At 61.5% G+C, this 17,483-nt stretch carries 16 protein-coding genes; 12 read left to right on the top strand and 4 right to left on the bottom strand.

Translation table 11 applies throughout. The annotated features are described in order from the left end of the window. The first annotated feature begins 33 nt into the window (after positions 1-33). The 5 genes from NJ69_RS14185 to NJ69_RS14205 all read left to right on the top strand — a co-directional run bounded on the left by NJ69_RS14185 (position 34) and on the right by NJ69_RS14205 (position 6,138). Positions 34-2,541 (top strand): PAS domain-containing protein, encoded by a 2,508-nt coding sequence (locus NJ69_RS14185; protein ID WP_052192116.1) that lies wholly within the window; start codon positions 34-36, stop codon positions 2,539-2,541. Positions 2,542-2,722: 181 nt separating this feature from the next. Continuing rightward, positions 2,723-3,589, top strand: a complete 867-nt coding sequence (locus NJ69_RS14190) for a hypothetical protein (RefSeq protein WP_240326881.1) — start codon at positions 2,723-2,725, stop codon at positions 3,587-3,589. Continuing rightward, on the top strand, positions 3,540-4,598 hold the full coding sequence (locus tag NJ69_RS14195) for a GGDEF domain-containing protein (RefSeq protein ID WP_080754760.1): 1,059 nt from the start codon (positions 3,540-3,542) through the stop codon (positions 4,596-4,598). Before NJ69_RS14190 ends, NJ69_RS14195 begins: the two co-directional genes overlap by 50 nt. 120 nt (positions 4,599-4,718) lie before the next feature. After that, positions 4,719-5,216, top strand: a complete 498-nt coding sequence (locus NJ69_RS14200) for a hypothetical protein (RefSeq protein WP_039580082.1) — start codon at positions 4,719-4,721, stop codon at positions 5,214-5,216. Between the two features lie 136 nt (positions 5,217-5,352). Further along, the gene (locus tag NJ69_RS14205) at positions 5,353-6,138 is read left to right on the top strand and encodes an EAL domain-containing protein (protein ID WP_039580084.1); all 786 of its coding nucleotides are present in this window, start codon (positions 5,353-5,355) and stop codon (positions 6,136-6,138) included. Between the two features lie 178 nt (positions 6,139-6,316). Here NJ69_RS14205 and NJ69_RS14210 read toward each other — a convergent pair whose 3' ends face one another. Beyond that, entirely contained in the window at positions 6,317-6,652 is a 336-nt protein-coding gene (locus NJ69_RS14210) for a DUF7716 domain-containing protein (RefSeq protein WP_052192117.1), read from the bottom strand. 171 nt (positions 6,653-6,823) lie between these two features. On the opposite strand from NJ69_RS14210, the gene NJ69_RS22650 reads away from it, so the two are divergent. Beyond that, positions 6,824-7,732, top strand: a complete 909-nt coding sequence (locus NJ69_RS22650; protein WP_155290536.1) for an NAD synthetase — start codon at positions 6,824-6,826, stop codon at positions 7,730-7,732. Positions 7,733-8,322: 590 nt separating this feature from the next. On the opposite strand, the gene NJ69_RS14220 is transcribed toward NJ69_RS22650, so the two are convergent. After that, positions 8,323-8,547, bottom strand: coding sequence for a hypothetical protein (locus tag NJ69_RS14220; RefSeq protein WP_039580089.1), 225 nt, complete (start codon positions 8,545-8,547; stop codon positions 8,323-8,325). Positions 8,548-9,184: 637 nt separating this feature from the next. On the opposite strand from NJ69_RS14220, the gene NJ69_RS14225 reads away from it, so the two are divergent. Beyond that, complete coding sequence (locus NJ69_RS14225) at positions 9,185-9,964, top strand: substrate-binding domain-containing protein (RefSeq protein WP_039580092.1); 780 nt, start codon at positions 9,185-9,187, stop codon at positions 9,962-9,964. Between the two features lie 143 nt (positions 9,965-10,107). Here the strand turns inward: NJ69_RS14225 and NJ69_RS14230 are convergent, their stop codons facing one another. Further along, complete coding sequence (locus tag NJ69_RS14230; RefSeq protein ID WP_039580095.1) at positions 10,108-11,001, bottom strand: LysR family transcriptional regulator; 894 nt, start codon at positions 10,999-11,001, stop codon at positions 10,108-10,110. A gap of 145 nt (positions 11,002-11,146) precedes the next feature. Here NJ69_RS14230 and NJ69_RS14235 point away from each other — a divergent pair, with 145 nt between their 5' ends. From NJ69_RS14235 to NJ69_RS14250, 4 genes are all read left to right on the top strand, one after another. After that, positions 11,147-12,226 carry a 4-oxalomesaconate tautomerase gene (locus NJ69_RS14235; RefSeq protein ID WP_080754761.1) on the top strand — a complete coding sequence of 360 codons (1,080 nt, stop codon included), beginning with the start codon at positions 11,147-11,149 and terminating at the stop codon, positions 12,224-12,226. Positions 12,227-12,289: 63 nt separating this feature from the next. Further along, positions 12,290-13,594 (top strand): dicarboxylate/amino acid:cation symporter, encoded by a 1,305-nt coding sequence (locus NJ69_RS14240; RefSeq protein WP_039580101.1) that lies wholly within the window; start codon positions 12,290-12,292, stop codon positions 13,592-13,594. Positions 13,595-13,714: 120 nt separating this feature from the next. Beyond that, positions 13,715-15,019, top strand: a complete 1,305-nt coding sequence (locus NJ69_RS14245; RefSeq protein WP_039580104.1) for a CitMHS family transporter — start codon at positions 13,715-13,717, stop codon at positions 15,017-15,019. A 57-nt stretch (positions 15,020-15,076) separates the two neighbouring features. Continuing rightward, a complete protein-coding gene (locus NJ69_RS14250) occupies positions 15,077-16,330 on the top strand; it encodes an OprD family porin (protein WP_039580106.1) in 1,254 nt (417 codons plus the stop codon). A gap of 80 nt (positions 16,331-16,410) precedes the next feature. Here the strand turns inward: NJ69_RS14250 and NJ69_RS14255 are convergent, their stop codons facing one another. After that, positions 16,411-16,866: a helix-turn-helix domain-containing protein gene (locus tag NJ69_RS14255; RefSeq protein WP_039580107.1), complete on the bottom strand. Its 456-nt coding sequence runs from the start codon at positions 16,864-16,866 to the stop codon at positions 16,411-16,413. 82 nt (positions 16,867-16,948) lie between these two features. Between NJ69_RS14255 and NJ69_RS14260 the strand changes: the two genes are divergently transcribed. Continuing rightward, the gene (locus NJ69_RS14260; RefSeq protein WP_039580109.1) at positions 16,949-17,461 is read left to right on the top strand and encodes a DUF2938 domain-containing protein; all 513 of its coding nucleotides are present in this window, start codon (positions 16,949-16,951) and stop codon (positions 17,459-17,461) included. Positions 17,462-17,483: the final 22 nt, after the last annotated feature.

Raw genomic sequence — 17,483 nt, forward strand, 5'->3', positions numbered from 1 at the left:
AGCCTTTCGTGAGTGCTTCAAGTGGAAACGACCGTGAACGACCTGACCCGCGAACAACTTGAAGCCGAGGTGGCGCGCCTGCGCGAAGCCCTGACCACGGCCGGCCTGGACGTCGAGCACCTGGACGAAACCAAGGAACGCTATCGCCTGGCGGCCAAGGCCACCAACGACGCGATCTGGGACTGGGACCTGGTGTGCAACCATGTTCAGTGGAACCCTGCCCTGGAACAGGCCTACGGCCATTCGCCCGCGCAGATATTGGCGACCGGCGAATGGTGGTTCGAGCACATCCACCCCGAAGACCGCGCCCGCGTGCACACCTCGATCCATGCCGTGATCGATGGCGAAGGCAGTGCCTGGACCGACGAGTACCGCTTCCGCCGCAGCGACGGCGGCTATGCCGATGTGCTCGACCGCGGCCACGTCATCCGCAACGCCCAGGGCCAGGCCGTGCGCATGATCGGCGCCATGCTCGACCTGACCCACACCCGCTCGGCCGCCACCGCCCTGCGCAAGAGCGAGGAGCGCTTTCGCACCATCGTCGAGACCATCGAAACCGCGTTCGCCATCGTCGAGGTCAAGTTCGACGAACGCGACGAACCGGTCGACTACCGCTTCATCGAGGTCAACCCGGCCTTCGAGCGCGAGTCGGGGGTCAACCTGCGCGGCAAGTGGGTCACCGAATACGCGCCAGACCTGGAAAGCTTCTGGTTCCAGACCTACGGCCATGTCGCCAAGACCCGCGAGCCCGCCAATTTCGAGAACTACGCCGAGGCCTTCGGCCGCTGGTTCGACGTGCGCGCCGTGCCGGTGGGCGACCCCAGCGAGCGGCAGATCGGCATCTTCTTCAACGACGTCACCGCCCGCCGCAACGCCCAGGAACGGCTGCGTGAAAGCGAGGAACTGGCGCGCTCGAACATCGAGCGGGTGCAACTGGCCCTGGCCGCCGGGGCCATCATCGGCACTTGGCACTGGGACTTGCCCACCAACTGCTTCACCGTCGACCCAGCCTTCGCCCAGGCCTTCGGCCTCGATCCGGCGCTGGGCCGCACGGGGCTGAGCCTGGAACAGGTGATCGCCACCGTGCACCCGGACGACCGCGCCGGGTTGATTGCCGCCATCGACGACGCCATCGGCCGTGGCGGCGCCTACGCCCACCAGTACCGCGTGCGCCGCGCCGACGGCTGCTACTACTGGCTGGAAGCCAACGGCCGGGTCGATTACGCCGATGGCAAGCCCAAGGATTTCCCCGGCGTGCTCATCGATGTCGAGGACCGGCGCACCCTGGAGGCCGAGCGCGACCGCGCCACCGCCGCCCTGCGCGCCCTCAACGACACCCTCGAACAGCGGGTGGCCGAGCGTACCGCCGAGCTGATGCAGGCCGAGGAAAAACTGCGGCAGTCGCAGAAGATGGAAGCGGTCGGGCAGCTCACCGGCGGCCTGGCCCACGACTTCAACAACCTGCTCACCGGCATCTCCGGCTCGCTGGAACTGATGAATGCGCGCCTGGCCCAGGGTCGCTTGACCGACCTGGACAAGTACATCTCCGCTGCCCAGGGCGCCGCCCGCCGCGCCGCTGCCCTCACCCACCGGCTGCTGGCGTTCTCCCGGCGCCAGACCCTCGACCCGCAGCCGACCGACGTCAACGCGCTGATCATGGGCATGACCGACCTGATCCAGCGCACGGTCGGCCCGGCCATCAGCATCGAGACGCTCGGCGCCAGCCATCCGTGGCCGGCGCGGGTGGACCCCAGCCAACTGGAAAACGCCCTGCTCAACCTGTGCATCAATGCCCGCGACGCCATGCCCGACGGCGGTCGCGTGCGCATCGAGACCGCCAACCGCTGGATCGACCACGAGGTGGCACGCAGCCTGGACCTGGTCCAGGGCCAATACCTGTCGCTGAGCGTCAGCGACACCGGGACCGGCATGAGCCCCGACGTGGTGGCCAAGGCCTTCGACCCGTTCTTCACCACCAAGCCCCTCGGCCAGGGCACCGGCTTGGGGCTGTCGATGATCTACGGCTTCGCCAAGCAGTCCGGGGGCCAGGTGCGCATGCAGTCGGAGGTGGGCGTCGGCACCGAAGTGAGCATTTACCTGCCGCGCTACGTGGGCGATGTCGAGCGCGAACAGAACCTGGAAGAACAGTCGCACGATGCCGCGTCGCGCGCGGGGCAGACCATCCTCATCGTCGACGACGAGCCGACCATTCGCATGCTGCTCACCGATGTGCTCCGCGACCAGGGCTACGCGGTGATGGAGGCCGCCGACAGCGTCGCCGGGCTCAAGGTGCTGCGCTCGGACGTGCACATCGACCTGCTGATCAGCGACGTCGGCCTGCCCGGCGGCATGAACGGCCGGCAGATGGCCGACGCCGGCCGCGAACTGCGTCCGGGCCTGGGCATCCTGTTCATCACCGGCTACGCCGAGACCGCCGCCGTGGGCGATGGCCAGTTGGAAGCAGGGATGCAGGTGCTGACCAAACCCTTCGCCGTGGAAGAGTTGGCGGCGCGGGTGCGGGCGGCGATGGGCGAGGTGTGAACCTCGCCTGCCGCACCTGAACATACTCACCGGCTGGTCGCCGCCATCGCGCTGGCGCGAAACATTTTTGGGGTGGACCGGGACACCCAGAGCAACCCCGTATACTCGCACCTGGCCAAATGATGGCAATGATTGTCACTTCTGTCGGGTACGCGGGGAATCGATGAAGCGAGCCGAATTGATGGGTCGATTGCAACACGGGATCGACGAATGCTACCGAGGCGACATCGATGAAGCGGTCACTCGCCACCTGGAGCTGATGCTCGGCCACTACCGGCGCAAACCCTTCTTCTACAAAAGCCTGATGAAGTACGACCGGTTGATGGTGGTGATGGCGCTGCTGTGCTTCCACTTCCGCGACCCGCTGACACCGCTGTCACGGGTCAAGGAGTTCTGCGAGCAGCGCGGCTACCTGTCGCGCAACAGCCTCGAATCGTACTTCTCGTTCTTCATGATCACCGGTTACATGCATGTCTGGACGCACCCGGAGGACGCCCGGCTGCGCCTGTACCGTCCGACACGCACGGCGCTGGAAGAAGCCGTCAATGTCACCCGCGCCTATCTGCTGCCCGCCCAGTTGCTGCGCCCAGGCGCCCTGACGCTGGACCTGGAGAACCCGCAGCCCTGGCTGCGCGACTATTTCGTCAGGCTGGGCCAGTTGCTCGAGGCCGATCTGATGCTCGACAGCCTGCTGCCGGGCGCCAAATGGATCATGAACAAGGACGGCGGTCACCTGCCGATGCTGGCGCTGCACCTCGACGCCCTGGCCCATCGCTCGGTGGGCGGCGGCTACAAGGTCTCGACCTACGCCGAGCTGTCGGCGCGCCTGTGCGTGTCCAAGACCCACCTGATGCGGCTGGTACGCGAAGGCGAGCAAAAGGGCTACTTCCGTTGTGTGGGCACGCTGGTGGAAATGCGACCGGCCTTCGCCGAGCTGGTCAGGCACACCATGGCAATCAATTTCGCCGTCGCGCAGGTCAGCATGGAGTTGTGTGTGGATGCCCAGGAATCTCGAATCGCTCAGCCCGATGCCCAGTGTCTCGGCTAGCCATGAACAGCGTATCCGGCTGCTGCTGCGCCAGGGCATCATTGCCGTCCAGTTGCTGGTGATCGTCACCTGGGGCCTGGTGCATGTGATGCTGGCCGAACGCCTCAGCCGGCCCGGCGCCTGGGTCACCCTGGCGACGTTGTCAGGGCTGTTTCTGATCCAGACCTTCACCGTTTCCCACCGCGTCTGGCGGTTTTCCGGGCTGCTGTTCGTGTTGGCAGCGGTCAGCGGCTTTCGCCTGATCTTCGAGGAATACCCGCTGCTGTACGAACACTACGCCCTGCCCCTGACGGTGCTGGCGGTGGTCGGTGCCTCGCTGCTGATTCGCGGACCGATGGATTACCTGGTGGTCGCCTCGCTCACCTGGCTGCTGGTCTGGCCCTTCGCCGGCTCCGCGCACGACAGCGCGCGCTGGAGCTATCTGGCGCTGTTCGTGACCTTTTCCATTGGTCTGGGCTGGATCAACAGCCGCACTTACCTGCGCGCGCTGCAGGTCACCCTGGACGTGGAGCAGCACTACCGCACGCTGTCGGAGACCGATCACCTGACCGGCCTGCTCAACCGCCGCGCGCTCATGGAGCGCTTCGAGCGTTTCGTCGCCAGCCATCCGGCGGGCTACTTCATGATGATCGACATCGACGACTTCAAGCGGGTCAACGACAGCCTCGGCCATGCGGCGGGCGACCAGGTGCTGTGCCTGCTGGCCCGGCGCCTGAAAGCCAAGGCCGGGGCCGACTACGTCGGCCGTCTGGGCGGCGAGGAGTTCGGCATCATTCTCAATACCCAGGACGCTTCGCGGGCCGTGGCCTGGGCAGAAAGCCTGCTACAGGAGGTACGTCAGTCGCGCGACGCACCCGCGCCCTTCACCTTCAGCGCGGGCCTGGTACCCTTCGTCCACGGCCAGGCACTGTCGGACATCCTCATCCATGCCGACCGCAACCTGTACCGGGCCAAGCGCGCCGGCAAGGACCGCGTGCAACTGGGCAGCCCCACCGGCCTGCCGGTGTGACACGCGCGCCGGTGAGTCGTTGCCGGGGCGGATGAAATAGGCCCCGGTCGGCGAGTCGATGGTTTCCAACGCCCCTTCCTGCCGTTACTCTCGGCACTCTTCATTGCCCGAGCCACCCCGATGCGTCGCTTCCTCGTTCCCCTCGTGCTGGCCTGCACCAGCGCGCTCGCCCACGCGCAGACCAGCGCGCCGGCGGCCTGGACCCTCAAGGACCAGTTCGACACCGCCTACACCCTGGACCCGGCTACGCGCGTGGTGCTGATCGCCCGCAGCCACGCCACCGCCAACCTGGTCAACAGCGCCGTGGAGCACACCCAGCCCGGCTACCTGGATGCCCGCAAGGTGGTATTCGTCGCCGACATCGCCCGCGTGCCAGGGCTGGTGCTCAAATTCCTGGTGCCGAACATGCGCTCGGCCAACTACCGCATCCTGCTCGACCGCGACGGCCAGGTGGCCGAACGTTACGCGGGCGATCGCGAGACGGTGCAGTGGCTGGACATGGACCAGGGCAAGGTGGTGCGCGAGCGTCATTTCGAGGATCTTGCCAGCCTGCGCCAGGCCCTGGCCTCGCTGGTGCCGCCGCAGGGTGACGGGCAAGCGGCGCAGACGCGTCCGTAAGCCGCTTTGTTCAGCGCGTTCGGCACGTCTGCGACAGGCGGTGGTCCAAGCTCTGACCGAGATCGAATAAGCCGAGGGCTTGCGTCATCAGAACGCCAACCCACAGCCGACTTCACTGCCTTAGCCCGGAGCCGCCATGAGCCAGCCCATCTTCCCCCAGCCCTTCGAAGCCATCGGCTGTGCCCAGTGCCGTAACCTGGACAGCCTGGGTTTCGACATCACCATGGCGTTCCAGCCCATCGTCCATGTGCCCACGGGCAAGCCCTTCGCCTATGAGGCGCTGGTGCGGGGGCTGAACGGCGAAGGCGCGGCGGACATCCTGGCCAAGGTCTCGGCCGACAACATGTACCGCTTCGATCAGGCCTGCCGGGTCAAAGCCATCGAGCAAGCGGCGGCGCTGGGCCTGAATCACCTGGACCACTGCAAGCTGAGCATCAATTTCCTGCCCAACGCCGTCTACCGCGCCAGCACCTGCATCCGCGCCACCCTGGAAGCCACTCGCACCTTCGACTTCCCGGCCGAAAAATTGATGTTCGAGGTGACCGAAGGTGAGCGCGTGGAGGATCCCGAGCACCTCAAGTCGATCTTCGCCGAATACAAGAACCAGGGTTTCACCACCGCCATCGACGACTTCGGCTCAGGCTATTCGGGCCTGAACCTGCTGGCCGAGTTCCAGCCGGACATCCTCAAGCTGGACATGGCCCTGACCCGCCGCATCAGCAAAGACCCCGTGCGCCAGGCCATCGTCGCCGGCATCGTGCTGGTGGCCCTGCGCCTGGGCATCACACTGGTCGCCGAGGGCATCGAGACCCAGGCCGAGTGCGACGCCCTGTCCGGGCTGGGGGTGGAGTTGATGCAGGGGTATCTGTTTGCCAAACCTGAAGTGAATGCATTGCCGCTGGTGGAGCGGCTGCGCGGCTGAGCGCTAGGCCGCGGTGGCTCGCCAGCGATGCGGTCCAAGCGGCCCGGCAAGGCGCGAGTTGTCATCCACCGAGAATGCGCATACCTGTAGCGATTGGCACAGCCGCGTCCGTTGCTGTTCGACTTGGCTGAGCGCAGCGTCGGACCACGCGGCGCCGAACTTGAGCGATTTCTGTGCTCTATAGCTCGATGAATGTGTCGTGGTCCTGGTAGTAGTTCAGTGCCCTGACGTAGTCCTCGTGCCGGGCATCAGGCCTGGACTGTTGCAATGACCACACCACATCTGCGAACTGCTGACCTGAGTAAAGGTAGCTCAGGCCTTCATGCTGAACAGCCGGCGGATACACTTCATGATCGTGTTCGACATCGGGATAGCCGGCAATGAAGTAGCGCACGGCCAAGTCGAGGTCGTCCTGATCCTCGCCGTAGAGGCAAAAGTAGTCGCCCTGTTCACCCTCCACCTTCACCGCCTCGATGATGTCGGCCAGCGCGTGGAAAGCATTCAGTTGCAGCATGAGCGTCTCCTTTTACTGTGCTTCAAGTACGGTATCCATCTATTTTCGTACAGGCAAGCGGGCGACTTCCGACATACGCAACGACGATGAATGCCTAATCTCGCGATCCAGCCAACGTCGAGCGGGCGCTGCTCTGCCGGGCAGCCTCCACGTCTCGCACAGGATCGTCGTGTGGACCGCATAAATATCGAAAATATCCCTGGATCGTCATTCCGCGCAATCGCCTTGGCTCGCACGGAATTACTCATCAATACGCAAAAGCTGTTCGCGGCGATTGATAGAGATTTCAACATAGCAGGGGCAGGCGTGGTGTATGCCGACCCGCACTACAAACCTTTGGTATTACGAGAATTTCAACCCCTTTGCAGCCCTCACCCCAAGAAGTTGCTGATTCATAAGCTTCTGCACCCCGTTGCCCCCGAGCAATACATACAGCGGCATGCAAATGATCCACGGCAGTCGCGGCTGCTTCAGGAGTTGGCGAACACAAGCTTGAGTTGTGCAGGCGCGGTGGGTAGCTTGGTATTGATGTGGATGGGTGGCGCCCTGACCGTCTTTACTGGCGGACCTGGGCTAGTGCTTAGCATGGCAGGATATGCAGCCTTAGCAGCCTCAGCAAGCCAATGCGGGCTTGGTGCATACCGAGTAGGGCTGGAGATACATGATCCATTGATGAACGATGCGCTAGATAGTGAGACTTGGTTCAATATCATATCGCCCCTGCTAGATGCGATATCGCTACTTGGGGCTAGCGCTTCTCTCGCAACAGTAACCAAGCAATTGTTAATACGTAAAAAAGCGACGGGACTTAGCTGGTACTTATTAGGCACAAAATTAAGTCGACAGCAACGAACTCAACTAATGAAAGAAATAATTTCCATTAAACACCCTACCCTGACCGCCAAGCAAATCAAACTTCAACAGCGCATTGGAGCGCTTCCCAAACGCTATACACCCCTTCAAATAAGAAAATCCACATTAACACTTATTGGTGAGTCACTGAATACTGCGATAGGCTTTACTGGAAGTAGCTCGATCCAGAACATGGCAGTCACACTGATCGAAGAGAACCCAACATAATGCCTACCTTACTCAATCGGTCCAGGTTCTTTAGCCGTTTCTTCCCAATTGCTGCCCTCAGTATGCTGCTAACGATCATCGGCAGTTCGATAGCCACCGTCTGCATGGCCTCTCTTTACTTATCCGAAAATCCCCACTTCCATGAATTCGCGGTCACTACGTTGATGCTCTGCATTTTGATACTCACGACTGCCCAATACGCCGTCATCCGAGGCTTGGGAGAAGCCACGTGGTTAATTGTCATGCTACTGATTCTTTGTCTGATGTGCTGCATGTGGTCTTATGTAAGTTCAAATATGCCGTTGTACGCTTTGGTTGGAACGGTAACGGCCAGCTCGGCGTTGGCCTGCCTCAACAGCCGCCGCTACCGCCAGTTGTGCAAGCGGGTAAAGGTGATTCGTCGAATGCGTGAACGCTTGTCACACACGTTCTGAAATCCACACCATCCGACACTGTCGCGCGCGTCTTATGGGAGCAGCCTCGTGTCGCCACAAATCCGCGCAGGGTTACAGGCCTCAAGGCTGTGGACTTTCCAGGCAACGCCTGGAGAACACCCCCGTCACTTCACCGCGAGGCAACTCCCCTACCGCCTACCGGCCCTTTCCTCCACAGCCGTCGAACAACGCACCGCATTGCTCTGCCATTAACCGGCTGATGATACGGATCGCCTGATGAATGCCCGCCGTACCGCGCACACTCAACTGCGGATTGTGCTCGCACTCGAGCAAGTCATCCTGCTGGGCCAGCGCCTCGCCCAGCAACTCGAGTGTCCAGGCATAGGATTGAATGGTCGAAAGCCGCTCCCGGTCAGTCATGACGCACCTGCCTGGGCTGTTGCTTGAATTCGGGATGAGCGGGGTACGGAGGGGCGCCACGTGCAGCGCGGCGGAGAACGGATGCGAGGATCCTGCGAGGGGTAGCGGTGAGCATGCATGATTTCCTTTTCAGTTGAACACCACGTCAATCGTCGCCAAACGATTGGGTGGCAGCTGTACGCAGGTTGGCGAACCGAGGAAAAGGAACCCGGCAGACCCGAAGGTCTCCCACGCACAGCCGCCATTTCACGAAGATGCGGACACAAAAAAAGCGCCTGCAATCGTGATCGGGGCGCCGATGCGCCTTTTACATTCGGGTCGCCAAACCCGATCGCGGAGATTGCCGCGACAGACAGAATTTAGGCCTATCGCTGACTCAGTGCAAGCCGCTGAGGGCGTGCGCCGCGCTGCGACGTAAGTTTTGGGAACCGTCCGACGCGCAGCACTGCGTTGCACAAGCGCGCCATCCTTCACCAAGGAAATCGACATGAGCAGTGCTCATCAAGCGGCTCGCTCTCCAAACGGGCGATAGGCGGCGGCGCTAGGACCGGAACTACATGAAACATTCTTCAGAACGTATTAGTCCCGCTGGGTCCTGGCGGTCGCTAACATGGCGTTTTTACCCAGAGAAATACCGATGACTCGCATACTGTCCCTTGCGGCCCTTATGGTCGCCTCCATGACATGCTCGGCCGCTGATGCAACGTCGGCACAGACCCTCACCGTTCTGAGTTCCGGCGGCATCATGGGTGCGATCCAGGCCGTCGCGCCGACTTATGAAAAGCAGTTCGGCGTGAAACTCGAAGTGCTTGCCGCGCCCTCGATGGGCGACACGCCTCAGGCCGTTCCAAACAGGCTGGCGCGTGGTGAGCACGCTGACGTCGTGCTCATGGTAGGTTCGGCGCTGGACAATTTGGTGAAAGCGGGCCAAGTGGATAAAACCAGCCGGGTCGACCTCGGCGAATCGTTCATTGCCATGGCCGTGCGTAAAGGCGCCCCGAAACCGCAGATCGGCACCATGGAGCAGTTTCGCACAGTGCTCTTGAACAGCAGCTCGGTCGCTTACTCCGACAGCGCGAGCGGTGTCTACCTGTCCAAGACTCTGTTCCCGCGCATGCAACTGGGCGAGCAGTTTCTGGCCAAGGCTCACATGATCCCTGCTGAACCGGTCGGCTCGGTGGTCGCTCGCGGCCAGGCCGAAATCGGCTTCCAACAGCTAAGCGAACTCAAGCCGGTACAGGGTATCGATATCGTCGGTCTGATTCCCGACCAGGCGCAGAAAATGACCCTGTATTCTGGCGCAGTCGTCAGCAAGAGCGAACATCACGCAGCAGCCCAGGCGCTGCTCGATTACCTGGCATCGACAAAAGCTGATAAAGCGATCCAGGACAGCGGCCTGAAGCCAGTAGCTCATTGAGCACACTGATGCGCGTCAGACCGGGCGCAACGTGGGGCTTGAGCGGGTGACCGACAAGCCCCCGCGCGCGGGTCAGATCATACAACCGAGCCTGCCCTGGCCCACAGCTCTGGCAACGGCGATGCGCGCCCCACCCGTGACCGTCAACGATTAGGCCATTTGGCCAACAGAATCGATACGAACTTCTCCGCCGCTGGCGACAGAGACGCCCCTCGGCGATACACCAATCCCAGGGTCCGGGTGACTTGGGGATCGATCAGCGGCACACTGACCAGCGTGGGATGGTCGGCATTGGGCATCGCCAAGCTGGGCATGGCCGATACGCCCAAGCCGGCCTCGACCATGCCCAGTGAAGTCGACAAGTGCTGCACCTCGTAGAACCACTTCGGCCGCAGCGTGAGTCCGGCCAGCGCATGGTCGAGCAGCATCCGGTTGCCGCTCAATCGGCCTACCCCAATCAATCGATAGTCGGCCAGTTCGGTCCAGGTCACGACATCCTGTTTGGCCAAGGGGTGGTCACGCCGGCAAGCCAGGACGAAATGCTCCTGCACCAAAGGAACGAACTCAATGTCCGGATGCTGGCCGCTCATCATGTTGATGCCGAAGTCAGCCTCACCGCGCAACACCGCCTCCAGGCCATCGTTGGCGCTCAGGTCCAAGAGGCGGATGCGGATTTTCGGGTACTGCTCGTTGTAGTCGCGGATGACCGAGGGCAGAAAGTAGAACGCCGCCGTCGGAATGCACGCCAGTGTGACTTGTCCGCTTTGACGCTCAGCGAGTTCCCGAATACTCAGGATCGAATCCTCGAAGTCATCGAGCAGGCGTCGGGCCTTGGGTAGAAAATCCCGTCCAACGCTCGTCAGGCTGACGCGACGCGTGGTCCTTTCGAGTAAAGGTGTGCCCAGTCCGTCTTCCAATTTTTTTATTCGGCGGCTCAACGCAGGTTGGGAAAGATGCAGGAGCTCGGCTGCCTCATGAAAGCTGCCAACTTCCGCGATCTTCACGAAAGATCGAATATCTTGCAGCTCATATTCCATTTCAGATCACTCTCTGACTGCCAGCGAACTATTTCGCCATACGAAATAATAACGACGATTTTTGCATTGGATTGATTGATGAGGCCCTGTCACTCTTGCCCTCACAACATCAATGATGCCCATTGATCAACAAGAGTGCGAAATTATGCAACGAATTCCTTGCGTGCTCATGCGCGGTGGCACCTCCAAGGGGCCTTTTTTCCATGCCTGGGATCTCCCTGCCAACGTGGTCGAACGCGACGAATTGCTCATCAACCTGATGGGCTCGGGGCACGAACTGGAAATCGACGGTATCGGCGGCGGCAGCCCACAGACCAGTAAAGTGGCGATCGTCAGTCCGTCCCTGCATGCCGATGCGGACGTCGACTACCTGTTCGTCCAAGTGATGGTCGCCGATCGGCGAGTCGACACGGCCCCCAACTGCGGAAACATGCTCTGCGCCGTAGGTCCTTTCGCCATCGAGCAAGGACTGGTCAAGGCTGAAGATGGCAAGACGCTGGTGCGCATCCGCAATCTGAATACCGATACCCTGGTCAATTCTCTGGTGGAAACGCCTGGAGGAATCGTGCGCTACGAGGGCCGTACGGCCATCGACGGCGTACCCGGCACGGCGGCCCCTGTGCACTTGACCTTCCTCGACGCGGTGGGCAGCAAAACCGGCAAGCTGTTCCCGACCGGCAAGGCCCAAGAAGTGATCGACGGCGTAGCGGTGACCTGCATCGACATGGCCATGCCGATGATGATCATCGATGCCCATCAGTTGGGCATCACCGGCTCGGAAACCCCAGCGCAACTGGATGCGAACAAGCCCCTGCTGCGGCGCCTGGAAGCACTGCGGCTCAAAGCGGGCAAGGCCATGGGCCTGGGTGACGTCAGCGCCATGGTGGTTCCCAAGCCCGTGTTGGTTTCCCAACCGCGTCATGACGGGACGCTGCAAGTGCGTTACTTCATGCCTCACAACTGCCATCGTGCACTGGCCATCACCGGTGCAATCGGGTTGGCGACCGCCTGCGTCAGCCCTGGCACGGTAATCATGGATATGCTTGGCGATCAGGCCCAGCACTTGGAAGAGGTACGCTTGGAACACCCCAGTGGGGGCATCGATGTGGCGCTCTCGCGCACGGGCACCGACGGTAAAACGTTGCAGGCTTCCGTCGTTCGGACTGCCCGTCGATTGTTCTCTGGCTTCGTATACGCCCCGACCCTGCGTAGGTTGGCGGGCTAGGCAGGCCTAGCCACACATCGCTTACCCGCACATCCGCACAATTTCAATAATGGGTGATGCAACATGAAACTCGCTAAATCACTGTATTTCCAGATTCTCTGCGCCGTCCTGCTGGGCGTGGTGGTCGGTCATTTCTGGGCGCAACAGGCCGTTGCGCTCAAGCCACTGGGTGATGCCTTCATCAAGTTGATCAAGATGATGATTGCCCCGGTCGTCTTCTGCACCATCGTCACCGGTATCGCCGGCATGACCGACAAGCGATCGCTGGGTCGGTTGATGAGCAAGACGCTGATGCTGTTCCTGGTGCTCACGATCATCAGCCTGATCATCGGCCTGGCAGCGGTCAACCTGCTGCGCCCCGGCGTCGGCATGAACATCGACCCGGCCACCCTGAGCACCGCGGGGCTCGATCAGTACACGGCCTCGGCGGCCAAGCTGAGCGTGGTCGATTTCTTCCTGCACATCATCCCGGACACTTTCATCGGCGCGTTCAACCATGGCGAAGTGCTGCCGGTGCTGTTCATCGCCGTGCTCAGTGGCTTCGCCTTGTCGTCAATGGGCGACAAGGGCAAGCCTGTATTACAGGTACTGGAGTCGGCCTCGACCATGGTGTTCCGCATCTTCGGTTATCTGATGCGTTTCGCGCCAGTGGGCGCCTTCGGCGCACTTGCCTTCACGGTTGGACAATACGGCGTGTCCTCCCTCGGTTCCCTGGCCAAGCTGATAGGTACGCTCTATATCGCGTGCGCGTTCTTCGTGCTGGTGGTGCTCGGTGGCCTGTGCCGGGCCTACGGTTTCAGCCTGTGGAAGCTGTTGCGCTATTTCCGAGAGGAATTTCTAGTCGTGCTCGGGACCTCCTCCACCGAACCGGTCTTGCCGCGGATGCTGGAAAAGCTGGAAAGGCTGGGCTGCAAGAAAGGCGTGGTCGGACTGGTACTGCCCACCGGCTACTCCTTCAACCTGGACGGTACAGCCATCTATCTGTCGCTGGCCGCGCTGTTCATCGCTCAGGCCTGCAACATCGATCTGACCCTCGGCCAGACCGTCACCATGCTGGCGATCATGTTGCTGTCGTCCAAGGGCGCGGCCGGGGTCACCGGAAGCGGATTCGTGGCACTGGCCTCGACCTTGACCGTCATTCATGACATCCCACTGGCAGGACTGGCGTTGTTGATCGGCATCGATCGTTTCATGTCTGAGGCACGTGCCCTGACCAGCCTGGCCAGCAATGCCGTGGCCACCGTGGTCATGTCCCTGTCGGAAAACGCCTGCGATCGCGAAACCTTGCTGCGCCAGTTGAATGAGCGCCCATCGGATTCGCCCAAAACGCAGGTCGCCTGGTCTGCCGAGTCTGGGCGTCAGAGCTAAACGCCTCATTCACCTCCTGTCGCATCGAAATCCCACGGCACCTCGTTGAGAGATGCCATGGGACAGGAGGCCGTCTGCCTTGCAGATGGCCACATGACAATAAAAACAAGAGAGAAAACCATGCTCGCACTTCTGGGCCTGATCATGGTGGTGACCTTCACCTACCTGATCATGAGTAAACGCCTGTCGCCGATCGTTGCCCTGACCGTCGTCCCCATCGTCTTTGCGGTGATCGGAGGCTTTGCCCCCGAGCTGGGAAAAATGATGCTCGATGGCTTGAAGATGGTGGCCCCCTCAGCGGCGCTGTTGCTGTTCGCCATTCTGTTCTTCGGCCTGATGATCGATGCTGGCCTGTTCGATCCGCTGATCCGGATGATCCTCAAACGCGTCAACGGCGACCCGATCAAGATTGCCATCGGTACTGCGCTGCTGTCGTTGCTCGTGGCGCTCGACGGTGATGGCACCACCACTTACATGATCACCTGCGCAGCCATGCTGCCGCTGTACAAGCGCATCGGCATGAATCCGATGATCCTGGCCACGGTATCGATGCTGTCGCTGAGCATCATGAGTGGCATGAGCCCTTGGGGAGGACCGGCGACCCGCGCTATCGCAGCGCTCGGGCTGGATGCGACCGAATACTTCATCCCGATGCTGCCGACTGTGATCGGCGGAGCCGCCTGGGTGGTCTTCACGGCGTACCTGCTGGGCCGAGCCGAGCGCAAGCGTATCGGCAACATTGCCCTGGAGTCCGGCGGCGGGAATTGCTACATCAAGCAGATTCTCGGGGAGGCGCCGCATAAACGCCCGCGACTGGCTTATGTGAACCTGGTGTTGGTGATCGCCGTCATGACCGCACTGGTGCTGGGGGTGATGCACGCCGCGATCTTGTTCATGATCGGTTTCGTCGCCGCCCTGATGATCAACTACCCGCAACTGGAGTTGCAGAAAGAACGCATTCTGGCCCATTCGGGCAATGCCATGACTGTCGTGCTGCTGGTTTTTGCAGCCGGCATCTTCGCCGGTATCTTCTCCGGCACGAAAATGGTCGATGCGCTGGCCCAAACGCTGGTGGACTGGATTCCGGAAGCCTGGAGCCACTGGTTCCCACTCGTGGTGGCGTTGACCAGCATGCCGCTGACGTTCGTTCTCTCGAACGATGCGTACTACTTCGGCGTGGTGCCCATTCTCGCCAACGCCGCCGCTGCTTATGGCATCGATCCCATCGAAATCGCACGCGCTTCGGTACTGGGCCAACCGGTGCACCTGATGAGCCCGCTGGTGGCCTCGACCCTGCTGCTGGTCGGCATGGTGGATCGGGATATCGGCGACTTCCAGAAAGCGACCGTGAAATGGGCGGTACTGACATCACTGGTCATTACCGCGCTGGCGTTGCTCACCGGGGCACTGTCCTTCTTCGTCTGATCTGTCCAGGGCGCAGCGCGCGCCCGGTTATCCAATAACAACAAGAGAGTACCGCACATGTCCCGAATCCTTTTCCGTGGGGCCGCCTGTGGCGTGCTCTGCGGCTGGTTGCCTGTGGCCGACGCTGCCGGTTTCATCGAAGACAGCGCGCTCAAGCTGCAATTGCGCAACGTGTATTTCAACGAAAATTTCCGTGACGAACAGGGCATGAGCCCCCGCGCGGCCGCCAACGCCAAAAGCGAGCGGGTGGAATGGGCGCAAGGTGCCCTGCTCGATTACCAGTCAGGCTTCACCCAAGGCACCGTGGGCGTCGGAGTCGATGCCTTGGGGCTCTTTGGTCTACGCCTGGATTCGGGGCGCGGTCGCAGCGGGACCGGTCTGCTACCGGTACACGAGGGTGGCCGCGCCGCCGAGGAATTCGCCAGTGCCGGGGTGACGGCCAAGCTGCGTGCGGGACAGACTGTGGTCAAACATGGCACGTTGCTACCCAAGATCCCAGTGCTGGTCTACAACGACGCACGGTTGCTGCCGCAGACCTATCAAGGCACCCAACTGACCAGCACTGACATCGAAGGGCTCACCTTGAGCGCCGGTTACCTGGATCGTTTCAAGCAGCGTGACTCGTCCAACAGCACCGGCTTGTACCTGGATGGCTATGGCGGCCGGCAATCGGGGGACTTCAAGTTTGCTGGCGCCGACTACGCCCTGAGCAAGCAACTACGCCTCAGCTATTTCCACGGCCGCTTGGAAGACTTCTATCGCCAGGACTACCTGGGCCTGGTCCACACACTCCCCGTCGCCGGCGGCGCTCTGACTACCGACCTGCGCTACTTCAAGAGCCGCGACAGTGGCGCCGCTTATGGGGGCGTGATCGATAACGACCTGTTCAGCGGGCAATTGTCCTATACCCACTCCGGCCACACCGTTGGGGCCGGCTACCAGGTTCTCAATGGCGAAGCGGGCTTGCCCTATATCAGCGGGGCGACGGTCTACTCGTTTAGCAACGTCGGCATCGGCAAGTTCATCGAAGAAGACGAGAAGACCTGGATGGCCAGCTACGCCTACAATTTTGCTGCCGCCGGGGTTCCAGGGCTTACCTTCATGGCGCGCTACCTGAGCGGAGACAATGGACGCTCCGACGACGCCGAAATCAACGAATGGGAGCGGGACATGGAGCTGGCGTATGTCGTGCAGTCCGGCCCCATCAAAGGGCTGGGCGTCAGACTGCGCAACTATGTCTACCGCTCTGACTTCGCCCGCGGACGCGACAGTAACCGGATCTACTTGACCTACGAGGTCGCGCTCTGGTGACAACACCACGAGTAATCGTCCATACAGCCCAGTGGGCGCTCACGGACGACGGGATCATCGTCCTGGCCTCGTAACCCACGCTACCGCACAGCGCCCGAGGCTGGCACCCGGGCGCTCGCCCACGCGTTGAGCCGCGTTTGCCCTGACCTGCCTCCCAGCCAATACCCCGCAGCAGCGATCCTGGTGATTCTCTGGAATGTCGGACAACTGAGATGATCGCGCTCGGGACACTTCGCCGCATGCCGCAACCCTTTGCTCATGGCCTGCAGACGTTTGATACGTGCATCCAGTTCATCGGCCTTGGCGACCAACTTGCTGCGATCGACCTGCCCCTCGACCAGCATGGCCCCCACCTCTTCCAAGGAAAAACCCGCCGCTTGCCCGAGCGCGATAAGTGCCAGACGGTCTATCACGTCCGCCGCGAACTGCCTCCGTTGCCCATGACCGGCCAACGAAGTGAGCAAGCCCTTCTTCTCGTAGTAACGCAATGTCGAAGCGGGCACGCCCGTGCGCCGGGCGACGTCTGCAATGTCCATCTTTGCCTCTTGAGTTGAAGTCGACTTCAACTTGTATGCTGCGCGGCGTAAAGATCGACGTCAATCAACGAGAGGGTTTCACATGACGATCACTGCACTGTTCTTTGCAGCCCTGACGATTGGTATAGGCGCCACCGTAGTGATGGATATGTGGAGTTTGATCTTGAAGCGACTGGGCGTCGCCACACTCGACTTCGCGATGGTCGGCCGCTGGGCGGGGCACTTGCTGAAGGGGCGTTTCAAGCACACGGCGATTGCCAAAGCGGAGTCGGTGCGGCATGAACGATGGGTGGGCTGGGTGATTCATTACGCCGTTGGCGTGATGTTCGCGGTGGTGCTGATGGCTGTCATGGGCACGGGTTGGTTGTTGACACCTACGCTAGGGCCGGCGCTGGTGGTTGGGGTCGTTACAGTCGCTGCACCGCTCTGCATCCTGCAGCCGGCCATGGGGGCGGGGTTCTTCGCCTCTAAAACTCCGACGCCGTTGGTCAATTGCATCAAGAGCTTGGTCACGCACCTGGTGTTCGGGGCCGGACTTTTTCTCAGTGCCCAAGTGTTGGCAGGACTAGTACGGCAGATAAGCGTGGGGCCATAGGCGATCAAGCAAGCGTTGATGC

It is taken from the genome of Pseudomonas parafulva, from assembly GCF_000800255.1.
Taxonomy (GTDB): domain Bacteria; phylum Pseudomonadota; class Gammaproteobacteria; order Pseudomonadales; family Pseudomonadaceae; genus Aquipseudomonas; species Aquipseudomonas boreofloridensis.